This is a genomic window from Paenibacillus sp. FSL R5-0701 (assembly GCF_037973995.1).
In the GTDB taxonomy this organism is placed as follows: domain Bacteria; phylum Bacillota; class Bacilli; order Paenibacillales; family Paenibacillaceae; genus Paenibacillus.
The window spans coordinates 5,329,780-5,351,037 of sequence record NZ_CP150230.1 but is presented as its reverse complement, the minus strand read 5'-3'; the positions used below and the strand labels follow the sequence as shown (position 1 = coordinate 5,351,037).

19 protein-coding genes and 1 pseudogene are annotated in these 21,258 nt (G+C 45.6%); 14 read left to right on the top strand and 6 right to left on the bottom strand.

Annotated features, from left to right (window positions below):
- Window positions 1-221: 221 nt before the first annotated feature.
- From MKZ13_RS23660 to msrA, 5 genes and pseudogenes are all read left to right on the top strand, one after another.
- The gene (locus tag MKZ13_RS23660; RefSeq protein ID WP_076212577.1) at window positions 222-1,040 is read left to right on the top strand and encodes a TerC family protein; all 819 of its coding nucleotides are present in this window, start codon (window positions 222-224) and stop codon (window positions 1,038-1,040) included.
- A 501-nt stretch (window positions 1,041-1,541) separates the two neighbouring features.
- Window positions 1,542-3,005: pseudogene (locus MKZ13_RS23655) on the top strand (RtcB family protein).
- On the top strand, window positions 3,005-4,309 hold the full coding sequence (locus tag MKZ13_RS23650) for an AAA family ATPase (RefSeq protein ID WP_221824693.1): 1,305 nt from the start codon (window positions 3,005-3,007) through the stop codon (window positions 4,307-4,309). Before MKZ13_RS23655 ends, MKZ13_RS23650 begins: the two are co-directional and overlap by 1 nt.
- A gap of 309 nt (window positions 4,310-4,618) precedes the next feature.
- Window positions 4,619-4,876 carry a GlsB/YeaQ/YmgE family stress response membrane protein gene (locus MKZ13_RS23645; RefSeq protein WP_017686880.1) on the top strand — a complete coding sequence of 86 codons (258 nt, stop codon included), beginning with the start codon at window positions 4,619-4,621 and terminating at the stop codon, window positions 4,874-4,876.
- A gap of 375 nt (window positions 4,877-5,251) precedes the next feature.
- Window positions 5,252-5,767 carry a peptide-methionine (S)-S-oxide reductase MsrA gene (gene msrA / locus MKZ13_RS23640; RefSeq protein ID WP_221824692.1) on the top strand — a complete coding sequence of 172 codons (516 nt, stop codon included), beginning with the start codon at window positions 5,252-5,254 and terminating at the stop codon, window positions 5,765-5,767.
- Between the two features lie 93 nt (window positions 5,768-5,860).
- On the opposite strand, the gene MKZ13_RS23635 is transcribed toward msrA, so the two are convergent.
- Together MKZ13_RS23635 and MKZ13_RS23630 are read right to left on the bottom strand one after the other, a co-directional pair.
- Window positions 5,861-6,673, bottom strand: coding sequence for a putative RNA methyltransferase (locus tag MKZ13_RS23635; protein ID WP_339185445.1), 813 nt, complete (start codon window positions 6,671-6,673; stop codon window positions 5,861-5,863).
- A 352-nt stretch (window positions 6,674-7,025) separates the two neighbouring features.
- A complete protein-coding gene (locus tag MKZ13_RS23630; RefSeq protein ID WP_339178697.1) occupies window positions 7,026-8,285 on the bottom strand; it encodes a hypothetical protein in 1,260 nt (419 codons plus the stop codon).
- Window positions 8,286-8,556: 271 nt separating this feature from the next.
- Between MKZ13_RS23630 and MKZ13_RS23625 the strand changes: the two genes are divergently transcribed.
- The 3 genes from MKZ13_RS23625 to MKZ13_RS23615 all read left to right on the top strand — a co-directional run bounded on the left by MKZ13_RS23625 (window position 8,557) and on the right by MKZ13_RS23615 (window position 10,870).
- The gene (locus MKZ13_RS23625; RefSeq protein ID WP_339178694.1) at window positions 8,557-9,153 is read left to right on the top strand and encodes a restriction endonuclease; all 597 of its coding nucleotides are present in this window, start codon (window positions 8,557-8,559) and stop codon (window positions 9,151-9,153) included.
- 120 nt (window positions 9,154-9,273) lie between these two features.
- Window positions 9,274-9,501 (top strand): hypothetical protein, encoded by a 228-nt coding sequence (locus tag MKZ13_RS23620; protein ID WP_339178692.1) that lies wholly within the window; start codon window positions 9,274-9,276, stop codon window positions 9,499-9,501.
- A gap of 139 nt (window positions 9,502-9,640) precedes the next feature.
- On the top strand, window positions 9,641-10,870 hold the full coding sequence (locus MKZ13_RS23615) for a crosslink repair DNA glycosylase YcaQ family protein (protein WP_339178689.1): 1,230 nt from the start codon (window positions 9,641-9,643) through the stop codon (window positions 10,868-10,870).
- A gap of 179 nt (window positions 10,871-11,049) precedes the next feature.
- On the opposite strand, the gene fabV is transcribed toward MKZ13_RS23615, so the two are convergent.
- The gene (fabV, locus tag MKZ13_RS23610; protein ID WP_339178688.1) at window positions 11,050-12,243 is read right to left on the bottom strand and encodes an enoyl-ACP reductase FabV; all 1,194 of its coding nucleotides are present in this window, start codon (window positions 12,241-12,243) and stop codon (window positions 11,050-11,052) included.
- Window positions 12,244-12,446: 203 nt separating this feature from the next.
- Here fabV and MKZ13_RS23605 point away from each other — a divergent pair, with 203 nt between their 5' ends.
- The 4 genes from MKZ13_RS23605 (at window position 12,447) to MKZ13_RS23590 (ending at window position 15,879) form a co-directional block, all read left to right on the top strand.
- Window positions 12,447-13,727, top strand: coding sequence for an XRE family transcriptional regulator (locus MKZ13_RS23605; protein WP_339178685.1), 1,281 nt, complete (start codon window positions 12,447-12,449; stop codon window positions 13,725-13,727).
- Window positions 13,728-13,826: 99 nt separating this feature from the next.
- A complete protein-coding gene (locus MKZ13_RS23600; RefSeq protein WP_076329132.1) occupies window positions 13,827-14,060 on the top strand; it encodes a transcriptional regulator in 234 nt (77 codons plus the stop codon).
- A 509-nt stretch (window positions 14,061-14,569) separates the two neighbouring features.
- The gene (locus MKZ13_RS23595) at window positions 14,570-14,986 is read left to right on the top strand and encodes a hypothetical protein (protein WP_221824681.1); all 417 of its coding nucleotides are present in this window, start codon (window positions 14,570-14,572) and stop codon (window positions 14,984-14,986) included.
- 98 nt (window positions 14,987-15,084) lie between these two features.
- Window positions 15,085-15,879, top strand: a complete 795-nt coding sequence (locus MKZ13_RS23590) for a hypothetical protein (protein ID WP_339185444.1) — start codon at window positions 15,085-15,087, stop codon at window positions 15,877-15,879.
- A gap of 97 nt (window positions 15,880-15,976) precedes the next feature.
- On the opposite strand, the gene MKZ13_RS23585 is transcribed toward MKZ13_RS23590, so the two are convergent.
- Both MKZ13_RS23585 and MKZ13_RS23580 read right to left on the bottom strand, forming a co-directional pair.
- Window positions 15,977-16,792 (bottom strand): class I SAM-dependent methyltransferase, encoded by an 816-nt coding sequence (locus tag MKZ13_RS23585; RefSeq protein WP_036674482.1) that lies wholly within the window; start codon window positions 16,790-16,792, stop codon window positions 15,977-15,979.
- Between the two features lie 73 nt (window positions 16,793-16,865).
- The gene (locus tag MKZ13_RS23580; protein ID WP_339178680.1) at window positions 16,866-17,783 is read right to left on the bottom strand and encodes a YafY family protein; all 918 of its coding nucleotides are present in this window, start codon (window positions 17,781-17,783) and stop codon (window positions 16,866-16,868) included.
- Window positions 17,784-18,115: 332 nt separating this feature from the next.
- On the opposite strand from MKZ13_RS23580, the gene MKZ13_RS23575 reads away from it, so the two are divergent.
- Window positions 18,116-19,549: a glycoside hydrolase family 1 protein gene (locus MKZ13_RS23575; RefSeq protein ID WP_339178678.1), complete on the top strand. Its 1,434-nt coding sequence runs from the start codon at window positions 18,116-18,118 to the stop codon at window positions 19,547-19,549.
- Window positions 19,550-19,710: 161 nt separating this feature from the next.
- Here MKZ13_RS23575 and MKZ13_RS23570 read toward each other — a convergent pair whose 3' ends face one another.
- Window positions 19,711-20,376 (bottom strand): phosphatase PAP2 family protein, encoded by a 666-nt coding sequence (locus MKZ13_RS23570; protein ID WP_339185443.1) that lies wholly within the window; start codon window positions 20,374-20,376, stop codon window positions 19,711-19,713.
- A gap of 169 nt (window positions 20,377-20,545) precedes the next feature.
- Between MKZ13_RS23570 and MKZ13_RS23565 the strand changes: the two genes are divergently transcribed.
- Complete coding sequence (locus MKZ13_RS23565) at window positions 20,546-21,124, top strand: hypothetical protein (RefSeq protein WP_339178675.1); 579 nt, start codon at window positions 20,546-20,548, stop codon at window positions 21,122-21,124.
- The last annotated feature ends 134 nt before the right edge of the window (window positions 21,125-21,258 follow it).

Below are 21,258 nucleotides of genomic sequence, written 5' to 3'. Positions count from 1 at the left end.
AAACTACATATTCCTGTTAAAGGGGAGTAGCTTTTACAGTAAAGTCGTCAGTTCGGGATCATATCCCCGGCTTTATTGGCAGCAATTTTGTTGTTAGCGAGACCTTTACCAAGTTTTCATGCTCGGTAAAGGTCTCTTTTTGTGGATATAAAAGGACCTTACCAGTGATGGTAAAGGTCCTTTTTTTTGTACATCATAAGAATATTAAGGAGGAGTCAATGTTGGATGTTTCATTATTATTAGAATATGGGTGGGTGCTTGCTGTCTTAGTGGTCCTTGAAGGATTACTCGCAGCGGATAATGCATTGGTACTCGCAATCATGGTTAAACACTTGCCTGAAGATAAGCGCAAAAAAGCGTTGTTCTATGGTCTGATGGGTGCATTTGTTTTCCGTTTAGGTTCGTTGTTCCTGATCTCTTTCCTCGTCGATGTATGGCAGGTACAAGCGATCGGTGCCCTGTATCTCCTGTATATTTCGATTAACCATATCGTTAAAAAGATACTGGGTAGTCGCAATAAAACAGATGAAGCAGCTGATTCCACGCCTAAGAAACCGAAAAAACAATCCGGTTTCTGGATGACCGTTTTCAAGGTCGAAGTAGCGGATATCGCATTTGCAGTTGATTCCATTCTGGCTGCTGTTGCTTTGGCCGTGGCGTTGCCACCAAGTGGATTGCCTGCAATTGGCGGACTTGACGGTGGACAGTTTATCGTTATCTTCCTCGGTGGATTCATCGGGCTTGTGATCATGCGTTTTGCAGCTTCATACTTTGTGAAATTGCTTCATTCCCGTCCAGGGCTTGAAGTTGCTGCCTTTGTGATCGTAGGTTGGGTAGGGGTTAAGCTGGCAGTTATTACACTCGCACACCCTTCATTGGGTGTTCTGGATGAGCATTTCCCGGAAAATAAAATTTGGAAATTCGGATTCTATATTGTACTGATCACCATTGCGGTATGTGGTTGGTTCCTGTCTTCCAAAGTTCCTGAAAAAGAAGACGAGAATCCGGTTGAAGAGTTGGAAAAACAAGCAGGTCTATAATAATCATGTTACGCTAACAACATCATTATTATTTGGAAAACAGGAGATTGTCCTAGGACAATCTCCTGTTTTTGTATACATATGAAAAATGCAACCGGGTCCAATTTCCAAGAAAAGGGTTGACACATGAATTCTAGTCCCCTTAATATAAGACTAACATTAACGAAGGGAGGCCGAGAGACATGATGCTTGGTTATGATTTGATTCAAACAGGGCGCAACGTAGACACAATAGCATATCCGGCTCATCGTTTCATTGGCCTCATACGGTCGACATAGGGGATAGGCATATCGTTTAACAGGTTTATAATCGATATGCGTTCTTCGCTTATATTATAGCGATGGATGACAGACACACAACATGTTTATGCTGTTCTGTTCTCCGTTATTGTCATTCAGTAGAAGTCATGGGCGATTAGCCTATGGCTTTTTTTATTTTTATTTTACAGATGAGTCAGCAAACCGAATTTGCTGAACGTACAGGAAGGAATAATACACTTTTATGAATACAGAATTTAATTTATTTACTAATCCAGATGAAATCGCAGGCGGCTACCGGCATGAAGTAAAATTGCCTGCAGGCGACCTAACCGTATATGCGGCGCAACAGCTCTTCTCCTCGCTCGATTACAAGGTATTCGAGATGGCAAACAATAATCTGCAGATTCCGGGAATCTCTTATATGAGTTACACGCCAGACGTACACGTCGGTGTAGGTACATGCATCGGAACGACAGCCGTGTGGGATGCGCACAGCGGATACGTCTCTCCCTCCATCGTGGGCAGTGACATCGGCTGTGGCATGCGAGTGCATATGACAAACTTGCACAAGGACGAATTGAAAGACATCAAGCTCCGTCGCAAACTCGTCAAGGCCATTGAGAAAGTTTTGCCGATGGAGGCGAACCAGCGAGGTCATTAATCGGATATCAGATTGGAGCATATTGTTCGTAAAGGACTGCATGGTTTACCCAAAAAGTATATTCCAGACAGCTATACACCGAAAAAATCAACAGCGATGACACATGTGGAAAGCAGCAAGTTCAGTTACGATGAGGATGTGTTAAACCACGTTCCTGACATGACATGGCATCGTTCGCATCGTCAGCTCGGAACACTGGGTGGGGGGAATCATTTTGCCGAGATCCAGGCAATTGAGATCGCTGAAGAGAATCGTGAAATCGCCGAAGCTTGGGGATTGTATGATGGACAGGTCGTGGTCATGATTCATTCCGGCTCTCGTGCATGGGGTGGTTATGTAAGCCAGACGAGTTCTTCAGCGATTGCCAAAGTCATGCAGCGGCTTAACCTGGGTACATCCGATCCCAGACTGGTATTTGCCCCACTTGAGCATGCGGAAGGTCGTCATTATGTGAACATGATGTATTCTGCATTGAATTACGCTGTTGTCAATCGTCATCTGATTGCGTATGCTATTCGCGAAGCATTCCGGGATGTGTTTGGCTCCAAATGTGAATTTCGTACGTTATACGATCTGATGCACAACTATGCCTGGGAGGAATCTCACGCAGACCAAGGTTCCGTTTTTGTACATCGCAAAGGGGCGACACGTGCGTTGCCGGCAGGTCACCCGGACAATCCAAAGCCTTATCTGGCAACAGGGCATCCCGCGCTTATTCCCGGTTCCATGGGAACTGCTTCATATATCATGGTAGGTCAGCCGCAGGGTGCTGATAATTATTATTCAATATGTCACGGTGCGGGTCGAATCCGTTCACGGACGGCAACAAAACGATTGATTAGCGTGGAAGATTTTGCTACGGCACTGGGTGTGGGTACAGAAGATGAGATCGTGGTAAACCAACGCTCACTTGAATCCATTATTGATGAATCACCTCAGGCTTATAAAAATGTAGATGAAATTATAGACAGTGTTACCGGCGCAGGCCTGGCTCAAGTTGTAGCCAAATGCAAACCGCTTGTAGCGGTAAAGGGAGCGAAATAATGACAATAAGCGAAAAACAAACAGATCCAACTCAAGCGATCTATACCTATGACGAACAACATGATACCCGAATTCGAGTGGAAGGATACGCCATCTATTCAAGGCTGATTCGTGGAATCAGTGAGGCGCTCCATAAGCGCTATGGAGTTGAGTACAAGCTTTATGCCAGTTCTGACCCGAACAATGAATACTGGGAGTTACTCCGGGAAGACTTGCAAAATGGCAGTGACGAAGTGGAATTGGTAGCCCGTATATTCGAGGATCTGGAGCTTCAGACGTTGCATTACGACGATGATGGAGATATACCCACTTATGGTGTTCATTACTCCATTCGCAATAACGTATTTGCTTATCCGAAATGGGGCGTAGCACTTGTGCGGGTGCCATTTTTCCGAGATAACGGGATCTACAGTGAAGACTTTGTCTTTGCCATCGGTGATGAGGAGATGAAGCAATTTCTGGGAAGTGTCCGGGAACGGGAACGTCAGCAAAATATGAAAAAAGTAACGGTCTACACCGATGCCCGGAATGGCAGCGATCGTCATGTGGAATCCATCACTCGTTCCGTGGGACGAGAGGATGTTGTTCTCTCGGCACAGATCAAGCAGGATATTTTCCGCTCGCTGGATCAATTTTTCGAAGCGGATCGTTCTTTTTACAGGGATTATGATATCCCGTACAAAAGAGGCATTCTATTGTATGGGCATCCGGGGAATGGCAAGACCACATTGGTAAAATCCATTGCGGGAAGTATCCCGGGCCCGGCTGCGTATTGGCAGATTACGGAGTATACCAACAGTGAATCGGTGCGTGAAGTGTTCGAGGCTGCCAAGCGGTTGGCACCGATGGTACTGATCATTGAGGACATCGATTCGATGCCGGATGAAGTCCGTTCCTTTTTCCTGAATACACTGGATGGTGCTACGTCGAAAGAAGGCATTTTCCTGATTGGGACAACGAATTATCCGGAGAAAATAGATCCTGGTCTCATGAACCGTGCTGGACGGTTCGACCGGGCTTATGAAATTCCGTTGCCAGATGAAGCGCTGCGCCTGCAATATTTGCGCCAACGAGGCTTCACCGTATTTGCGGGTGAAGAAGGCACGATAGAAGCAGCCCGCCTGACCGACACGTTTTCTCTTGCACAGCTAGGTGAGTTGTATGTGAGCGCTGCGCTGGAATGGCATCAGAATGGACAGACAGACATAGTGAAAGTCATTCAGTCGATGCGTGGAGAGCTGGACAAGAGTCATAAACATACTTGGCTGGCGCAGCCAGGTAAGGGCCGTGCAGGCTTTTATTGATCAGAACTAACCCATCCATCCTATAATATGACGCACTTTTATAAATAATCCTACCTCAATTGGTGATACTAACCTTGTCTGCTCTAACATACAATGACTTTCGGGAGGTACATAACGCAGCCCTGAGCTGGTGAGATGCCGGAAAGTAATGCGATCTGTTTCCATACCTGACCAAGGTTCGTTTTGCAGAGGAAGATGCATGGGGACAAAAGGTAATATGCAAAAATTTTTATGCCAATTGTTTAAATGCTTCTGTAGCGGTTAATAGTAGACAGACAACAACAAAAACTTTAATTAGAGGTGAATGATATGGGTTGGTTATGGTCATTAATTATCGGTGGTATCATTGGATGGTTGGCAGGTTTGATCGTTGGTCGTGACATTCCAGGTGGTGTTATTGGTAACATCATTGCTGGTTTCATCGGTGGATGGTTAGGTGGAGTAATCTTGGGAGATATGGGTCCTGAGATGGGCGGATTTTACATTGTACCTGCATTGATTGGTGCGATCGTTCTTGTAGCCATCGTAAGCTTGATCTTCCGTTCGATGGGACGTAGTCGCGGGTAACTTAATCAAGATAATTTCTTGAACTAGTTGTCAGCTAAATGCATTGCCAATGAAGAGGTTGATTAAGAGCCATAACCATGGCTTTCAATCAACCTCTTGTTGTTTTAAAATATATAAAGATATGCGTGATAGCTATCTATATAAATTGGACTAAACATTTACACGAGAACGTAGAGGACAGAAATAACCTGAAGAAGCGGAGCTAAAAGCTTTCTGTAAGAAAGCTGCTTCGAAAGCATACACTCGCCTTTATCACCAGATTTTCTCCTTGTAAAGCCAAATATAAAAAATCTGGGGATAACAGCGATCAGAAAGTTGTTCTGTCATCGGAGTGGTACGTGTAAAAGGTAGTTTAGATAAGAGGGGATGAACGGAATGGAAAAAGCTACATTCGCCGGCGGATGTTTCTGGTGTATGGTTACACCGTTTGAAGAACAACCGGGCATTCATGGCATTATATCAGGTTATGCTGGCGGCCACGTCGAGAATCCAACATATGAGCAGGTCAAAACCGGGGAGACCGGTCATGTCGAAGTGGTTGAAATTACATTTGATCCAGATGTATTCCCTTATGAACGACTGCTGGAGCTATATTGGCCGCAGATTGATCCCACGGATGACGGAGGCCAGTTCCAGGATCGGGGGACACAGTACCGTACGGCAATCTTTGTGCATAATGAACGTCAACGTGAGCTTGCTGAACAGTCCAAACAGGAACTGGCAGCCAGCGGACGATTCACTCAACCGATTGTTACGGAAATTCGGGATGCAGCTATTTTCTATCCGGCTGAAGACTATCATCAGGATTACCACAAGAAAAACGAAAAACATTATAAGGAAGACCGTGCTTTATCCGGACGGGACGAATTTATAGACGAGAATTGGAGATAATGCATCAGATCACATGAAAAGCCGGGAAAGTTCCAGTTGGAACTTTCCCGGCTTTTTGGCTGTATGGCGGCTGAAATCAGCCATAACGGTTATCTAATTGTTCGTTCCCACCAGTATTTCTACGTCAATGGTAATCTTCGACAAGGAAGCTTGAATGCTCACCAGGGATGATCCCGACCGATGCCAGGAAAGTGGTGTCATATGGACGAGTGAATCCAGCATGCTTGCGGTGACGGGCAGCGTGTAGGTCAGTGGAATGCTGGCGATGAGATGATGATGTTTGCGGAATCGGTCCAGCGTAAGTTCCCGGCCGTCTGCTCGATCAGGTCGATTCATGAACAGCATTTCTCTCAGTTCAATTAAATATCGTTCACGGGGGATGACTTTGATGATCCATCCCCCATCCTTCAGAATTCGTCCAAATTCTTCATAGTTGGAAGGAGAAAATATATTCAGGATGATGTCCAGTTGACCTTCTGCAAACGGACTGCATGCCAGATCGCCGACAAACCAAATTTGCTGGTTGTAGGCAGAGGAAGCCATGGCAATGCCTTCTTTGGCAATGTCGATGCCCCAGCCAACGGCTGGAGTATTCTGCGTAATCTGCTGGAGAAATGTTCCCTCTCCTGTGCCTGCATCCAGAATATGCACGGGATAGTTGATGTCAACGGAATAACGTGCGATCCACCTGCGTAGTACTTCGGTCAGAGGAGCATAAATACCGGTTTCCGATAAGATATTCCTTTTGGCTGTAAATAAACGTTTGTCATAGTTGCCCTTGAAAAAACGTGTCATGAAATTGATATAGCCTTGTCTTGCAAAATCAAAGCTATGCCTGGACACACATTGAATGCTCCCTGAGTTAATGGTTGCCATAGGGCTATGACAGATGGGACAGTTCAACATATGGATGTATGGATTAATAAGCGCAGCGCTGCGTTCTCTGCGATGGACTGACATGGAATAACACCCCATTCATTCAGATTTGGATAACTGAAGAAAAGGGCACAACAAATAAACCTCTGCACGAAATTCAAAAAAAGAGGTTTATGGCTATGCCCCAAGTTATCTGTATCGAATGAACTGAATAATCATAGGAAGGTTAAGCTCCTTTGCCTATCAAGATTAGGGTGAAGCAAGAGAACGTTAATAGTATAACAGGATGAGAAGAAATGACAAGTAAGGGGAGCCAGGGGAATTTGAAATAAAAGAGCGCCCTGTCAACCGTTTAGGCGGTCATACAGAAGCGCTCTGTTCATTATTTTGCAGCAGCCTTTAATACATATTTGGACAATGTCTCATTGTTCATGGAATAGATGACATCATCGACATAGGTAGAGACACCTTCTAATGAAGGAACCGAGGCACTGGTAGTGTAGATATGCACGTCTTCCAGCTTCTGTGGATCAAGAATGTATCCTGTTTTGGCAAAATCAAGCTGGTACTGTCCATCCTGCGTCTGGTCCACACGCATAAGTGCAGGCTGTGCGTCCTTGAATGTACGCTCAGTCACTTTGCCTTTCATCGTGTACAATTCCAGCTTCTGCCCTGTAAAGACTGTATAACCGTTGCCAGCCGTCTGAATGTAGGCATCACCAGCAATGGCACGTCCCCAAGCAAGCTTGCCATCGACGCCAAAGCCCATCAGTCGGTTACCTGTGTTCTCCAAATTGGCGCGCATAATGATGGAACCATCATCCAGAATGGCCAGGGATTCACCGCCGCCATCTCCTAATGTATTTGCATTGGCAGGGAATTGGTAGAAGGACAGACGATTCAACGTACGATCATAGATCTCCACTTTGGGATTTGCAGCTTGCTGCCAGAAGTTGCCTACCTTGGTTTGTTTACTGGCATCCACCACAATTCGACCATGATCAGCCTTAAGCACGCTACCGTTAATGGTCTTCTCGGTAATCAGCTTGCCCTTTTTGTCATATAACGAGATGGCTGAGCGAACTGAACCATTCGATTGTACGCCCTGACTTGAAGCAATCATCAGCGTATCGTTATCCAATAGGGATATGCTTGCAGGTGAATTCACCGTTTTGATCCAGTTGGTTTTACCGGATGTATTGAATGAGTACAATTTTTTGGTTTTGTCCGAATATTCCATATACACATAAACCGTACCGTTGCTGGCATATACCGAATCGGAGTAGGTGGTATAAGGACCACTTTTCTCATGGAATATTGTATTCCACTTCAATTGTCCAGTCGTAACATCGAATGCTTGGAGAGAGTCCAGTTGCCAGTCGAGTGTTGTTTTGCTGCTTGTTTTGGTCACGGGCTGCGAGGCATGCACATATACAAGATTTTTGGATGGCACGGCATGGATTCCCTTGATCATGACATCTTTCTCTGTATTAGCCTCAGATAACATCAGGGAAGATGACGTCCACGCAGGTTTCGGCATGGATTCGGTTGACGCAGCGGCGTAACCAGTTGTATTCATGGTGAAGAGGAGCATGCCACTCAGAATGAGGGCAGCCCATGTTTTGGACTTGTGTTTGGTCAATGTATGCAAGTGATAAACCACCTTTCTTCTTCGGTTCAAATAGAACCGATTGTTGAATTTTACCATTAAAGTCAAGCTGAATTCAACCGAACGTACTGTAACCTTTTATCATTGGTTTGTCGAAATCACTATGTTTCGTGAAGTATAAGGGTTACAGGGAATTCATCTTCTTTCGATGAAGGTGGAAGTCTGATATATTTAGTGCGGTGACAAGCCGTATCTGCGTAAGACGTTGGATAGAATATAGGAAATGACACAAGGAGAAGAATTTATGAACTGGAGTGAAAATGTGACCCTATGGGTCATTGGATGTATCATCCTATTGTTGCTGCTGGCCTGGATTATTCGGCGAGTTATCGGGCGCGGGCAGCGGATCCGAAGTGAAGCCAATCCTCGGAAGATTACAATAAAGGACATCGACAAGATGGAGGATGGTTCGGAATTTGAATTATATCTCTATCATTTATTCGAAGAGCTCGGGTACGATGAGGTACATAAGACAACGAGCAGCCGGGATTTCGGGGCAGATCTGGTGTTTGTTGATAGACTTGGCAGACGAAGTGTTATACAAGCGAAGCGATATGGTGCGAACCATGCCGTAGGGTTGAGTGCTGTGCAGGAGATATATACATCGATGCGTTATTATGAAGCCGACCGGTCGATTGTATTAACGTCCGCCCGTTACACCGAAGCCTGTCGTACGCTTGCAGCGGTTAATGGAGTGAAGCTGCTGGACCGGGAAGAACTGATAGAGTTAATTTTGTTGTTCAAAGCCAGAAGAGTAGACGAAGCATTGGAACTGATCGAAGAAGATGATCATGAGCCAATCGAGACGTGGCAGTCCCGGCGAAAGCGACAATCCCGCTAAGGTACTCGGTGGAAGCCTTCTTAATTATGTATATGCCCATTCCAGTAGGAAGCACCTTCACTTGTGTAGCTGCACATGATATATTGAGTGTATATCAACCAAAGGAGTGTGTGATCCATTATGGCACGTACACAAACACAAAAAGCATTACGCAAAGCAGAGCGGTCAGGTCAATGGTGCTTGGAACAGAGCCGAAGAGTTAACGGAGATTATGGTGCGTTATCCCAGCATGTACGGCTCATGCCTACGAAGCAGGAAAAATTGCAAAAGGTCAAACACAAGAAGCAGATCATCCAGGATGGTGGTGCTTCTTTTTATTTTGTCCATAAGGAACGGATTGCTGGATAAGTAAGACATTGAATTCTTTCTTTGGTTGGAAAGTAATCATGTGGACTGTTAAAATCAATGTATCTTGATAAATTGGACTATAAAGCCTTGTATATATGAATGAAGGGAAGAACCTATACATATGACAACAGCGCTGCGCATGAATAAAAAAATCGTTCGGCGTTTTTTGCTGCAAACGCAAGCTTTACTGGGACGTTGGCCCGCAGTTTCCTTACCTTCAGGACCGGACCAAGTTTTGAGTATGATTCGCTCCCTTGGTTGCGTGCAGATCGATCCTGTGGCTGCTGTAACCGGAAACCAGCATTTGGTGTTGGGGGCTCGTGACCCTGGTTATACTGCTGACAGCTTAAATACACTGCTGAGTGATCACAAGGTGTTTGAATATTTTGCAAATGCTGCCTGTGTCATTCCAATCGAGGACTATGCTCTCTTTGAACCTGTGCGTGCTCGATTAAAGGAGCGTCTGGCTCCCTCCTTGCAAGGTTTAGAGAAAACAGTGCAGCATGTGTTACAGCGTTTGAAGGAAGAAGGACCTTTACCTTCCAGAGCCTTCCGTGCTGTTGAAAGGGTAAGTGGTTATTGGGACAGTGCAGATGTGCCAAAGACAAAGGATACCACACTTGCTCTGAATTTACTGTTGGACTCCGCTGTCATTCGTGTGGTGGCGAGGCAGGGGAATGAACGTTATTTTCATATTACCGAATCCGGATTGCAGCAACAGGGACTTACGATGAAAGAAGACATCGATGTGTTGGCCCAGAGACAGGCTCTGCTGGATAAATACATTTATGCGTATCGTGTCGTAGATGCCCGTGATCCCCGTCTGGGTTGGTTAAAATCTACAGCGGCTGAACGACGCGCCGATATTGCTGCCCGTGTGTCAGATGGGCGAATGATCCCGCTTAAGGTGGAGGACGTGGCCACGCCTTATTATATTCGTGCTGAAGATGAGGAATTGCTGCTGCACATGGAAAGGGAAGAGCCACACTATGATCCGTCCGGTCCGGTCCGTTTCTTGCCGCCGCTGGACAACCTGTTATGGAGAAGAGAGCGTATTGTGGATTTATTCGATTTTCATTATAAATGGGAGATTTATACGCCAGAGGTGAAAAGAACCTACGGTTATTATGCCATGCCTATTCTTCACGGTGATCGGTTGATTGGACGTATGGACCCAAGACTTGATCGCAAAACGGGAGTACTTACCGTTCGTTTGTTATCGATGGAAGAGACTGCTCCACCTGTGGAGGAATGGATCACGGATTTTCGGGAGGGGCTTCAATTCTTTGCGTCCATGCATGGAGCACGTTCTATTACTATCGAGAAGACGATACCAAAAGAGCTGAAAAAGCTGCTTAAATCGATTTGATTCGGGGAAATACGAAAGAATGTATGGATAAGGAAATTGGAATTGATGAGTGATTTTAAAAGGGCAAAAAAAGAGGATCCAGATGGCTCCTCCTTCATTGATTTTAAAATCCGATCTTTAACATGATATCCGCAAGTTAGCTAACGAAAATCTAAGCTCACGTCCACGCCCAAACTTCTTTAGTTCACCAGATGAGGCATTTCAACGTTTGGATCAACGTCTGCTTCATAATCCACACCATCGGTTTCAAAACCAAACAGCTGGAAGAATTCACGACGGTAACCTTCCAAATCGGACAGATCGTAGATGTTCTCTGTGGTCAACTCATTCCAGAGCTTCGCCACTTCTTCCTGAACGTCAGCTCTCATCTCCCAATCGTCAATGCGAATGCGACCTTCTGCATCGGTTGGAACTTCTCCTCCCGCATACAGGCGATCAGCGAACAGACGTTGCAATTGCTCGATGCATCCTTCATGCAAGCCTTTTTCTTTCATGACTTTGTACAATGCTGAGATGTACAGCGGCACGACTGGAATTGCCGAACTGGATTGAGTCACCAGCGCCTTGGCTACAGTTAAGTACGCACGTCCACCTTTTTCACTTAAACGATCATTCAGCTTGTGTGCAGTCGCTTCCAGATGATTCTTGGCTTGACCGATGGAACCATCACGATAAATAGCATGGGTAAGTTCAGGACCGATGTAAGAGAAAGCGATCGTTGTTGCATCGTCAGCAAGCACGCCGCCTTGTTGCAGGGCATCCATCCATAGTTCCCAATCGTCTCCGCCCATAACGGTTACCGTCTGACGAATTTCCTCTTCGTTTGCCGGTTCAAGGGTAACGGAGCTAATTTCGCCTGTGTGGAAGTTCACCGTTTTGTTCGTGTAGGATTGTCCGATAGGCTTCAGCACAGAGTTGAATACTTCACCCGTGTTCGGATCGGTACGGCGTGCCGAGGCTACGCTGTATACGACCAGATCGACTTGACCGAGTTCACTGCGAATCAGTTCAACGGCTTTGTCTCGTGTTTCGTTTGCAAATGCATCACCTGTAACGCTGTACGATTTCAGGCCTGCTTCTTCAGCGGCTTTTTCGAATGCAGCGGAGTTGTACCAGCCTGCAGAAGCCGTACGTTTCTCTGTGGAACTGCTTGGACGATAAATGCCGACTGTATTCGCTCCAGCTCCAAAGGCAGAAACAACACGTGACGCGAGACCGTATCCGGTGGAAGCACCGATCACGAGCACATTACGCGGTCCTTTCAGCTCAGGCTGGGATTTCACATAATCAATCTGTTCCTGCACTTGCGCAGCGCAACCTACAGGATGGGAAGTGGTACAAATAAAACCACGTGTTCTTGGTTTAATAATCATTTATTTGCATCCTTTCATATTCAGCTCATGTTTCAGCATTTCGATAAAATGCTCTTACACATACTTTCTTATTGTAAAACAATTACCTCGGAAACGGAAACCGTTTCGTTTGATTTCGCTGGAAGGGTGGCGTGATATCTCTAATTTTGCGATGATGTGAATAGAATGTACTCGCTTGTTAGGATAGAAAGGACAGGGATACCATGCTGAAGGAACGCATTGAACTGCTAAGCAAAAGAAAACAAATCTCCCGTAAAGACCTTGTGGAAGGTCTGGTCACGCAGGCCCACTTTGCCAATATCCTGGCGGATCGTTATCCTCTACCTGAGGACTTGGCAGAAGCCATCGCTGGGCGTCTTGGGGTATCCCCTTCCTATATTCTAAAAGCTGCGGCTCAGGACGAGGAAACAATTGAACGGGCAGAGGTCGTTTTCGAACAAATGTCTGTTCCAGCGTCGGCGATATCCGAAGATACGGTGCATGCACTGGCAGATCGGGATGACACGTTGACCGTTGAGCTGACAACGGCCTTGATGAAGGCGGTTTATTATCAGCAATTAAACGATGCAACGGCTCATGAGTATATACATACGTCTTACCTCAATTTTCACCTGGAGAAATACGGTCGTCCAGACGATATTGATCTGCCGCGTCCGTTAGTCAAGGCACTTTTATTCTATAAAATACAATATTATCGTTCCAAAATGGCTTTTGTGGATGTACTAACTCATGCAACCAGGCTCAGTAAGCTGGCGCTTCCTGGCAGTGAATTCTGGTTGTCTGTGCAAAATATCAAGATGGAAGCCTACATTCAGGTCAAACAGTATGAAGAGGCAAAACAGGTATTCGAGCTTACGATGCGTCATGTCTATGATCAGCGGATGTTCCATCGGTTGTCTGGGTTATATGTGGCATATAGTGGTTATTGCTTCGCAATGGGGCTGGTTCAGGAGGCACTCTCGGCATTAACCATGGCGGAGGCAAACCTCGTGTATGCTGGCAACCAGGGAGATCTGGTGACGGCGATTGCCAACAATCGGATTGTCATGCTGACGATGACAGGTGAACTGGATCAGGCACAGGCGGAGATTGAACGATTTGAATCGTTATTGCAGCAGGAAACGGAAGAAACACAGATCGCCATGCAGCCGCTCGTCAGTGTGTATCGATGCGAAGTGGCTCTGGCACGGAAGAACTGGGGCGTGCTCGCGCAGAGTGTAGATCAACTCTTGAAATGTGCAACAACACAGGACCAGCAGATGAGCGCAACCTTCTACCAGAGCCATCTGGCTCTTGCGCATGGAGATCGGGATGTTTTCATGGAACGTGCGCTTGCGTGTCTGCCTTATTTTGAGTCCGCGCAGCATGTCATGCGGCTTGAGCCGTTATATGAGGGGATGGCCGTAGTATCGGAGGATCAGCGGAAATACAAGGAAGCGGCGATGTATTATCGGAAGCTGGTCTACCTGTTACGCAAAAAATAGAGCGGAAATCAGCTTGGATTTACCCATAAGAGTATATTCATGCTGGCAATGGACCACGCTTAAGGTTAAATATTATCTTATGCGGGAGGTCATCGCTTCTTGAAATTTGAACTAGGACGTTGCTTACTGAGTGAACGATTGATGGAATCCGGAAAGTCAGCAGAATGGTTGGCAAAAGACTTACTTTTTAAACCGGAACGAGTTTACGACTTTATTGAAAACAAAAGAGTGATGCCACTCAAAATTGCCATATCGATCGCCGATTCCATCGGTTGTGATGTTCGTACCTTGTATGAATTAATACCGAACGACAATGAAATAAAAGGAGATTAATGGAGTAAGTGGCAGGTTGCATTAAGGCTACCACTAGTCCGTCTGGAGGTTCGGGAAAGCTTAAAGTTATGTTTTTGGCATGATTTTGTGCATTGCCGATGGATTTGGCACAAAATATGGCTACCAATCGTGAAATGAAGATCGGATCAGTAGATCTTTTTTTGTGAAATTAGCATCATTCCTTACTAAAGAGGCGATCATCCCGTCATTCAATGACCGGATTTTTCGTTTTTTTTGTATGCCGCCAGAAGGGTATTCAAGGACGAGTCACGGTGTTTATAATTTAACTATAAATACGTGTTCAAAAAGTCTGGTTTTCAGTACCGAGAAGATGGAATGAAGATAGAAATGGAGTAGCGGAGCGTAGGAGACCTACGTGAGCAACGGACATTTCGGCTGAATTTCATATTCGATGCTGATGATGCCGCTAGGCATGATTCGTAATCAAAAGTGGACTTTTTGAACAACTTCTATAAATAAAAACAAATAAAACAAATGAGGTGTTTAATATGGGATGGTTCGGTAAAAAGAACAAACAGGAAGATGCGATTGCTAAAGCGGATAAAATGATGAATAAAGGACTCACTGGCATGATGATGAAAGGTTTTGTATCAAAGGAACATCGGGAGGCGATCAACCAAAGTCTGGATTCGGCAAAGCAGGCACAGTTGGCTGCGAGTGGTTCTCTGCCTTTAACGGCAACAGCAACGGTGGTGACAATCACCGATACAGGCAAACTGATCAACTTTGATCCGATTGTTGTGCTTGTATTGGATGTGACCGAAACGAATGGTAACCAGTATCAGCGGACATTGGAGACACTGGTGTCCAAAATGCAGATTCCACGAGTAGGCGATCGGGTGGGATTAGGTCAGAATCCAGCAAATCCGTCCGAGCTGATCTACATGGGGCTATTGTCCAGCTAGAAGGTATTTGGTTATAAGACGTCATAATCTATTTAGATAATGCTTATAACAACGTTGAATAGAGATATTAAGAAAAGGATTAAGAGAGGGTGGATCATATGGTGGGATTTCTGAGATTCATTGGCGTATTAACTGTATTCGGGGTGGGGTTCTCCCCATTTCTGGCACAGCAGCTGTGGAATGATCCGTTTATGATTATGCAGGCATGGTGGTACACTCCGGCGATCTTTGCCGGGTTTGCACTGATCTTTGTTCCTGCGATTTTGAGCAATATTTTTGGCGTAGGTCGAGTAAGGACAGGTTTACCAGCAGTGGGAGTCATTAAGACAATACAACTGACGGGGACGTATATTAATGAACAACCTGAGGTTCGATTGGGTCTGACGGTGTCGCGTAAAGGGCGAGAGAAATACGATACCGAGATGAAAAGCGTCATTCCACTGACCTCCATGGCACAGTTTCAGCCGGGCAGTTTTATTCCGTTAGTTGTCTCCGTAAAGGATGAGCGCAAGGTAGGGCTTGATATGAAGGGGCAATTATCACAGGAGGATATGCAGCAATTGCTGGATGAAAAGATGGTACAGCAAGGGGTATCACCTGAAATGATGGATATTGCAAGAACAGGGGAAAAAGCGATGGCCAAGATCCTTGATGTCACTCCACTTGGGAGTGGAGGCACTAATAAGATCAAGCTTCAGCTCAAACTCAGCATAACGAAAACGAACGGTGAAACCTTCATTGTGACAACGCAAAAAGAAATTTTATCATCTGCGCTGCCCCAGGTGCAGCAAGGTCATATCATTAACGTCATTTATTCAAGACAAGATCCAACAAAATTGGTGTTGGCATTGAATGTACAGGAGCGACAATTAAGTGACTTATTCTCTTCCTGAGGATGTAGACAAAAGGAGGTCCTACAGATCATGTTTATGACGTGTAGGACCTCCTTTTTCATTTGGTATGTATAGAGATACAAGGAACGGACGGTTTTCAAACAATACCAAGGCGCATGCGATAAGAAAAGAGTACTTTTCTGGATTCTCCATCAAATACACGATTAGCCAGCGCTCTGAACTCGTCAGCAGCTGTTAATAGATCATCCGCTCCGAGCTTCAACGCCGTTTGCAGGCCGCCTTGGCTCAGGGCGAGATTGACATATCGATCGGCTGTGAATGTCTCGTGGTGATGAAATACGATTTCCCGAACATATCGGAACAGCCCGGACTGCTGAATCTGCTGCAAATGCCCATCCTTGCTCCATTTGTGTGCCTGACTATCCTGGGGAGCCAGACTGGCTGCTCGTTGATCTGCTTCCTTATTCAGCTGCAGATAGGCTTGTTCTAACTGCCAGTCTAACATTGGCGGCCAGTCACAATCGTAGGCTGCAAATATGCCCCCTGTACGAAGTACACGTGCAAACTCGCGTAGTGTGGGTTGCGGCTCCATCCAGTGAAACGATTGCGAGCAGGTCAGCACATCCACACTGCCATCTGGTAGTCCAAGGTCGTGAGACAAGCCGGACACAAACCGCAGGTTATCCGGCTTCCCGGCAGATTCCCACTTGGATTCAGCTACAGACCTCATGTCATCGCTGGGTTCAAAGCCGATGATACGTTCAGCTTCATTAAGCCAGATCCACGAGGATAAGCCGGTGCCACAACCAATATCTGCGACCATACGCGGTGTGCTGCCAAGATATGTCGTTAGAATATCCACCACTTCAGTGGGAGCAGCTGGTCGGTTCTGATCGTATAACGTACCAAAACCTTTGAAACGTTCCACATTGTTGCGTCTAATGTCTTGCATGAATAAACCTCCTTCGGTCAGATGGATGACGGAGAGTCAGCTGTGATCAAAAGTTGTATAGGCCTATATTATATCATTCATGGTTGGGAAGTTTGTTCATGACGTTCTGCAAATGTTCAACGGCTTTGATATGACGTCTGAGCAATTCCTGTCCAACATGAACAGGCTCAATTACGGTCAGCTCGGAACCAAATGACAGCAGGAAGGAGTAGAGCCATTCCCCTACATTCAGTTCGAGAGAAACACGGAGCCTGCCATCAGGCTCTTTTTTAATGAGGGAGGGTTCGAAAAAATCATACACTCGGTATGCAATATTGCTGGAGAACGAGAGTGTAAGAGGAGTCAGGACAGGAGCTGCTTCTGATTCAGGGTCGTTTGATCCGGCAGTAACAGAGTGATCGTGTTTTCTCGTTAGAAAACTCAATTGGGTGATCCGTTTCATTTTGAATGTCTCGAATTCTTTCCGCTCAGGATCATCATGAATATAGCCTTTGAAGTACCATGTACTGTTTTTGAATATAAGTTTCTGTGGCTCCACGGTCGGAATGCTCTTCTCACCATCCGAATTAACATAATGAAACGTAATCAGTTGATTCGTTAATATAGCCTGCTTCACCTGATTGAACAGTTCTCTCTCCTGCAGAGGGATGCTGCCCCATGGTGAGAAATTGAATTCGATCCAATCCAGCTTGTGATCAAAAAGGGCGGTTAACCGTTGGAGCATATGGGCACTGTTAAGATGGGGGATCGCACTGATGCTGTATAGTCCCATCAAAATTTCATTCTGGTCTTCTTCTGACAACAGGGACTTGTCCATGACATAGTTGTCCATCAGATGGATACCGCCATGCTTGCCGGTCGTTGTATAGACGGGAATGCCCGCAGCACTCAACCGATCGATATCACGATACACCGTGCGTACAGAAATCTCGAACATACGGGCGAGTTCGGGTGCGGTGGCTTTCTTTTTCTCCAATAACAAAAGCAACATTCGAAATAGTCGGTTATTTTCCATGCTCTGATTATACCATGACAATAGGTGTCAGGGTATGGGTGGTACACTGGTGTAAAAGTCTTACCAAGACATTTTGACTCAGTCTTATAATTTGTTCTTCATTTATTGCGAAGTAGTGAAGGGGACGATATCGATTCTGAAGAAACGAAGTGTTCGCATTTATCATGGGATTTTTCCATTTAGAAATGGGAATAAAAGAAATCCGAGGATAACAGCGATCAGAAGAACGATTCGTGACCGGAACGGCTACTCGCATAATATCAAGCACTTTATATCGAAATGAGTTAAATATGAAGGAGGAACTGGTCATGACAATGAAAGAAGGATTTTACTGGGGTGGCGCAACGGCTGCCAATCAATTCGAGGGTGGATGGAACCAGGGTGGCAAAGGGCCAAGCACGTCGGACATGATGACAGGGGGAACTCACACGATTCCACGCCGGATTACGCCTGTATTGGAAGAGGGCACGTATTATCCGAGCCATGAAGCGGTTGATTTTTACGGACATTACAAAGAAGATATTGCCATGATGGCAGAGATGGGCTTCAAAATGTTCCGCATGTCCATCAACTGGTCCCGGATCTATCCGAACGGTTACGATCTGGAGCCAAACGAAGAGGGATTGCAGTTCTACGATAACGTCTTTGCCGAGTTGAAAAAATACAATATTGAGCCGCTCGTAACAATCTCCCATTATGAAACGCCATTTGGTCTGACACAGAAGTATAATGGCTGGGCTTCCCGTGAAGTCATCGACTGTTATATCCGCTATTGTACAACCCTCTTTAATCGATACAAGGATCAGGTCAAATACTGGCTAACGTTCAACGAAATCAACTGTCTGACGATGCCGATGGGTGCTTATATGGCTGCAGGTATTCTGTTTGAAGGTAAAGAGACACTGGTCGACGGAGTGGATGATCCACAGACTCGTTTCCAGGCATTACATCATCAATTCATTGCCAGTGCCAAAGCGGTGAAGCTGGGACATGAAATCAACCCTGATTTTCAGATCGGCTGTATGGTCGCTTTCATGACAACCTATCCAAACACATGTAACCCGGACGACATGTTGCTCGCACAGAAGAAAGACCAAATCTCCAACATGATCTGCGGTGATGTTCAGGTTCGTGGAGCGTATCCTGGATTCGCCAAACGTTTCTTCGCCGAAGAAGGCATCCAGATCGAGATGCAACCAGATGATGAACAGACCCTGCGTGACGGCTGCGTAGACTTCTACTCCTTCAGTTATTACATGTCTTTGGTTGAAAGTGCAGACGAGTCCCTCGAGAGAGCAGAAGGTAATCTGCTTGGCGGTATCAAAAATCCATATCTCGAAGCCTCCGACTGGGGTTGGCAGATTGATCCAAAAGGACTGCGTTACACGCTGAATCATCTGTATGATCGTTATCAGATTCCACTGATGGTGGTTGAGAACGGTCTGGGCGCTGTCGATGTGGTAGAGGAAGATGGCACCATTCAAGATGACTATCGCATTGATTATTTGAAAGGTCACATTGAGCAGATGAAAGAAGCGGTAGCTGACGGCGTAGATCTGATTGCCTACACCATGTGGGGATGTATCGACCTGGTTAGTGCATCCACTGGAGAGATGAAGAAGCGTTATGGCTTCATTCATGTTAACAAGGACAATGATGGTAACGGAGACTTGAGCAGAACACCGAAGAAGAGTTTCCACTGGTACAAAAAAGTCATTGAATCCAATGGTGAAGAATTATAATTTGGCGTAAAAAAACCAGATCCGCCTGTTCCCTTAAATGGGACAAGCGGTCCATGTGGTCCTGAACGAGTTCAGGACTGCTATATATGAATATAAAAAATACCCGGCGATCCTTCAGTTAAGGAAAGCCGGGTATTTTTTTGTGCATGAACTGGTGGCGGCTATGCCAGTCTTCTGGAATGCAATTGGGACATGCGCTCCAAATGCCGCCGATAAAACCATATGCATGTGGAGAGCCAGCAACCACTTAAGAAGTATCCGCCTACGATATCACTTGGATAATGCACCCCCAAGTAGATACGACTTATCCCAATGGTAAGTATAAATACGGCGCTGGCAACAATCATCAGCACACGTCCGGTGACGGTGGGTACATGTTTCCAGATTAGAAAGGCCAGTCCACCGTACAGGCTAAATGCTGCCATAGAATGCCCACTGGGGAAGCTATAGCCGCTCACTTCGATAATCCGGTTAATGGTAGGTCTGGCACGCTGGAATACCAGCTTGAGCAATGCATTTAACAGGGTTGAACCTAGGAGCACACAAGCCAGGAAGAGCAGTTCGCGTTTGTGTCGCAGGAAAATGTATAACACAATCATGGCGATGATGGTAATGAAGACCACGGGCTTCCCGCCGCCGATCCAGGTGAAAAGGTGCATGAATTGTGTCATACCAGGGGATTCCAACCCCTGAATCCATCCGATTAAGGTATCATCAAATCGATGAATTTGGTTGTCGCTGATGGACAGGGCGATGCTTATAAAGGCGATCATGCATAACGCTGCAACGAGCAGCGGGAATGAGATATTCTTTTTCCAGTTGTGCATCAAATGTTGAGTTCCTCCGTGATGTTTGATTTTTGTAGGTTGTGTCTGAGAATGCGATCATAGCCATATTGGTATTGTGCTATAATTTTACAATAATTATTGCAGCAATAAAAATATGTAACCTTAACACGGTTGTTTGAGCAGAGAATCTAATATGGGAGTGGGCGGAATGAAACGACGGTTGGTGATGTGCATGTTGGTCTTACTGTTGGTTATGTCAGGGTTAGCTCTATTTCCCGGAGAGAAAGTGTATGCTTGCAGTTGTGTCGAGAGTGATGCTCAAGAGAGATTGGAAACGTATACCACGGTATTTACAGGAAAAGTAGTGAAGAAAGGCGATTCTCAGCAATCGAAGCATGATGGTTTATTAAGAGAGTATACCTTTGATGTAGATACTGCATGGAAGGGGGTTAATGCCAAAAAGATGAAAATCCTCGCGAGTGACGGAGGGTCTGACTCCTGTGGCATTCAATTTGAAAAGAATCAATCCTACCTGATCTATGCTTATCAATATGAAGTGGATCATAAGCTACATACGAATCTGTGCAGTCGCAATGTTCCAATTGAACAAGCGGGAGACGATCTGAAATTGCTGGGTGCGGGAAAGCTTGTAAGTAAAGAAGATTTTGGAGAAACCAATGATGGTGGTGGGCGAAGTGGGCCTCTCTATCTCATCTTATATGGCGGAGTCATTGTATTGGAAGCTTTGGCAGTAGTGTGGACCTGGAGACGAAAGAAAAGAATCTGATTGCAGGTCTGATATAAATTAAACTAAACATTTACACAAAACGGAGAGGACAGAAAGAACCAGAAGAAGCGTAGCGTTCGCCTAAAAGCTTTCTGAAAGAAAGCTGCATCGGAAGCATACGCTATCCCCGGATT

Bases quoted from the DNA above. Each gene is read 5' to 3' on its own strand.
- MKZ13_RS23650 (WP_221824693.1), top strand. From the start codon at position 3,005: ATGACAATAAGCGAAAAACAAACAGATCCAACTCAAGCGATCTATACC.
- MKZ13_RS23645 (WP_017686880.1), top strand. From the start codon at position 4,619: ATGGGTTGGTTATGGTCATTAATTATCGGTGGTATCATTGGATGGTTG.
- msrA (WP_221824692.1), top strand. From the start codon at position 5,252: ATGGAAAAAGCTACATTCGCCGGCGGATGTTTCTGGTGTATGGTTACA.
- MKZ13_RS23635 (WP_339185445.1), bottom strand. From the start codon at position 6,673: ATGTTGAACTGTCCCATCTGTCATAGCCCTATGGCAACCATTAACTCA.
- MKZ13_RS23625 (WP_339178694.1), top strand. From the start codon at position 8,557: ATGAACTGGAGTGAAAATGTGACCCTATGGGTCATTGGATGTATCATC.
- MKZ13_RS23620 (WP_339178692.1), top strand. From the start codon at position 9,274: ATGGCACGTACACAAACACAAAAAGCATTACGCAAAGCAGAGCGGTCA.
- MKZ13_RS23615 (WP_339178689.1), top strand. From the start codon at position 9,641: ATGAATAAAAAAATCGTTCGGCGTTTTTTGCTGCAAACGCAAGCTTTA.
- fabV (WP_339178688.1), bottom strand. From the start codon at position 12,243: ATGATTATTAAACCAAGAACACGTGGTTTTATTTGTACCACTTCCCAT.
- MKZ13_RS23605 (WP_339178685.1), top strand. From the start codon at position 12,447: ATGCTGAAGGAACGCATTGAACTGCTAAGCAAAAGAAAACAAATCTCC.
- MKZ13_RS23595 (WP_221824681.1), top strand. From the start codon at position 14,570: ATGGGATGGTTCGGTAAAAAGAACAAACAGGAAGATGCGATTGCTAAA.
- MKZ13_RS23590 (WP_339185444.1), top strand. From the start codon at position 15,085: ATGGTGGGATTTCTGAGATTCATTGGCGTATTAACTGTATTCGGGGTG.
- MKZ13_RS23585 (WP_036674482.1), bottom strand. From the start codon at position 16,792: ATGCAAGACATTAGACGCAACAATGTGGAACGTTTCAAAGGTTTTGGT.
- MKZ13_RS23580 (WP_339178680.1), bottom strand. From the start codon at position 17,783: ATGTTGCTTTTGTTATTGGAGAAAAAGAAAGCCACCGCACCCGAACTC.
- MKZ13_RS23575 (WP_339178678.1), top strand. From the start codon at position 18,116: ATGACAATGAAAGAAGGATTTTACTGGGGTGGCGCAACGGCTGCCAAT.
- MKZ13_RS23570 (WP_339185443.1), bottom strand. From the start codon at position 20,376: ATGCACAACTGGAAAAAGAATATCTCATTCCCGCTGCTCGTTGCAGCG.
- MKZ13_RS23565 (WP_339178675.1), top strand. From the start codon at position 20,546: ATGAAACGACGGTTGGTGATGTGCATGTTGGTCTTACTGTTGGTTATG.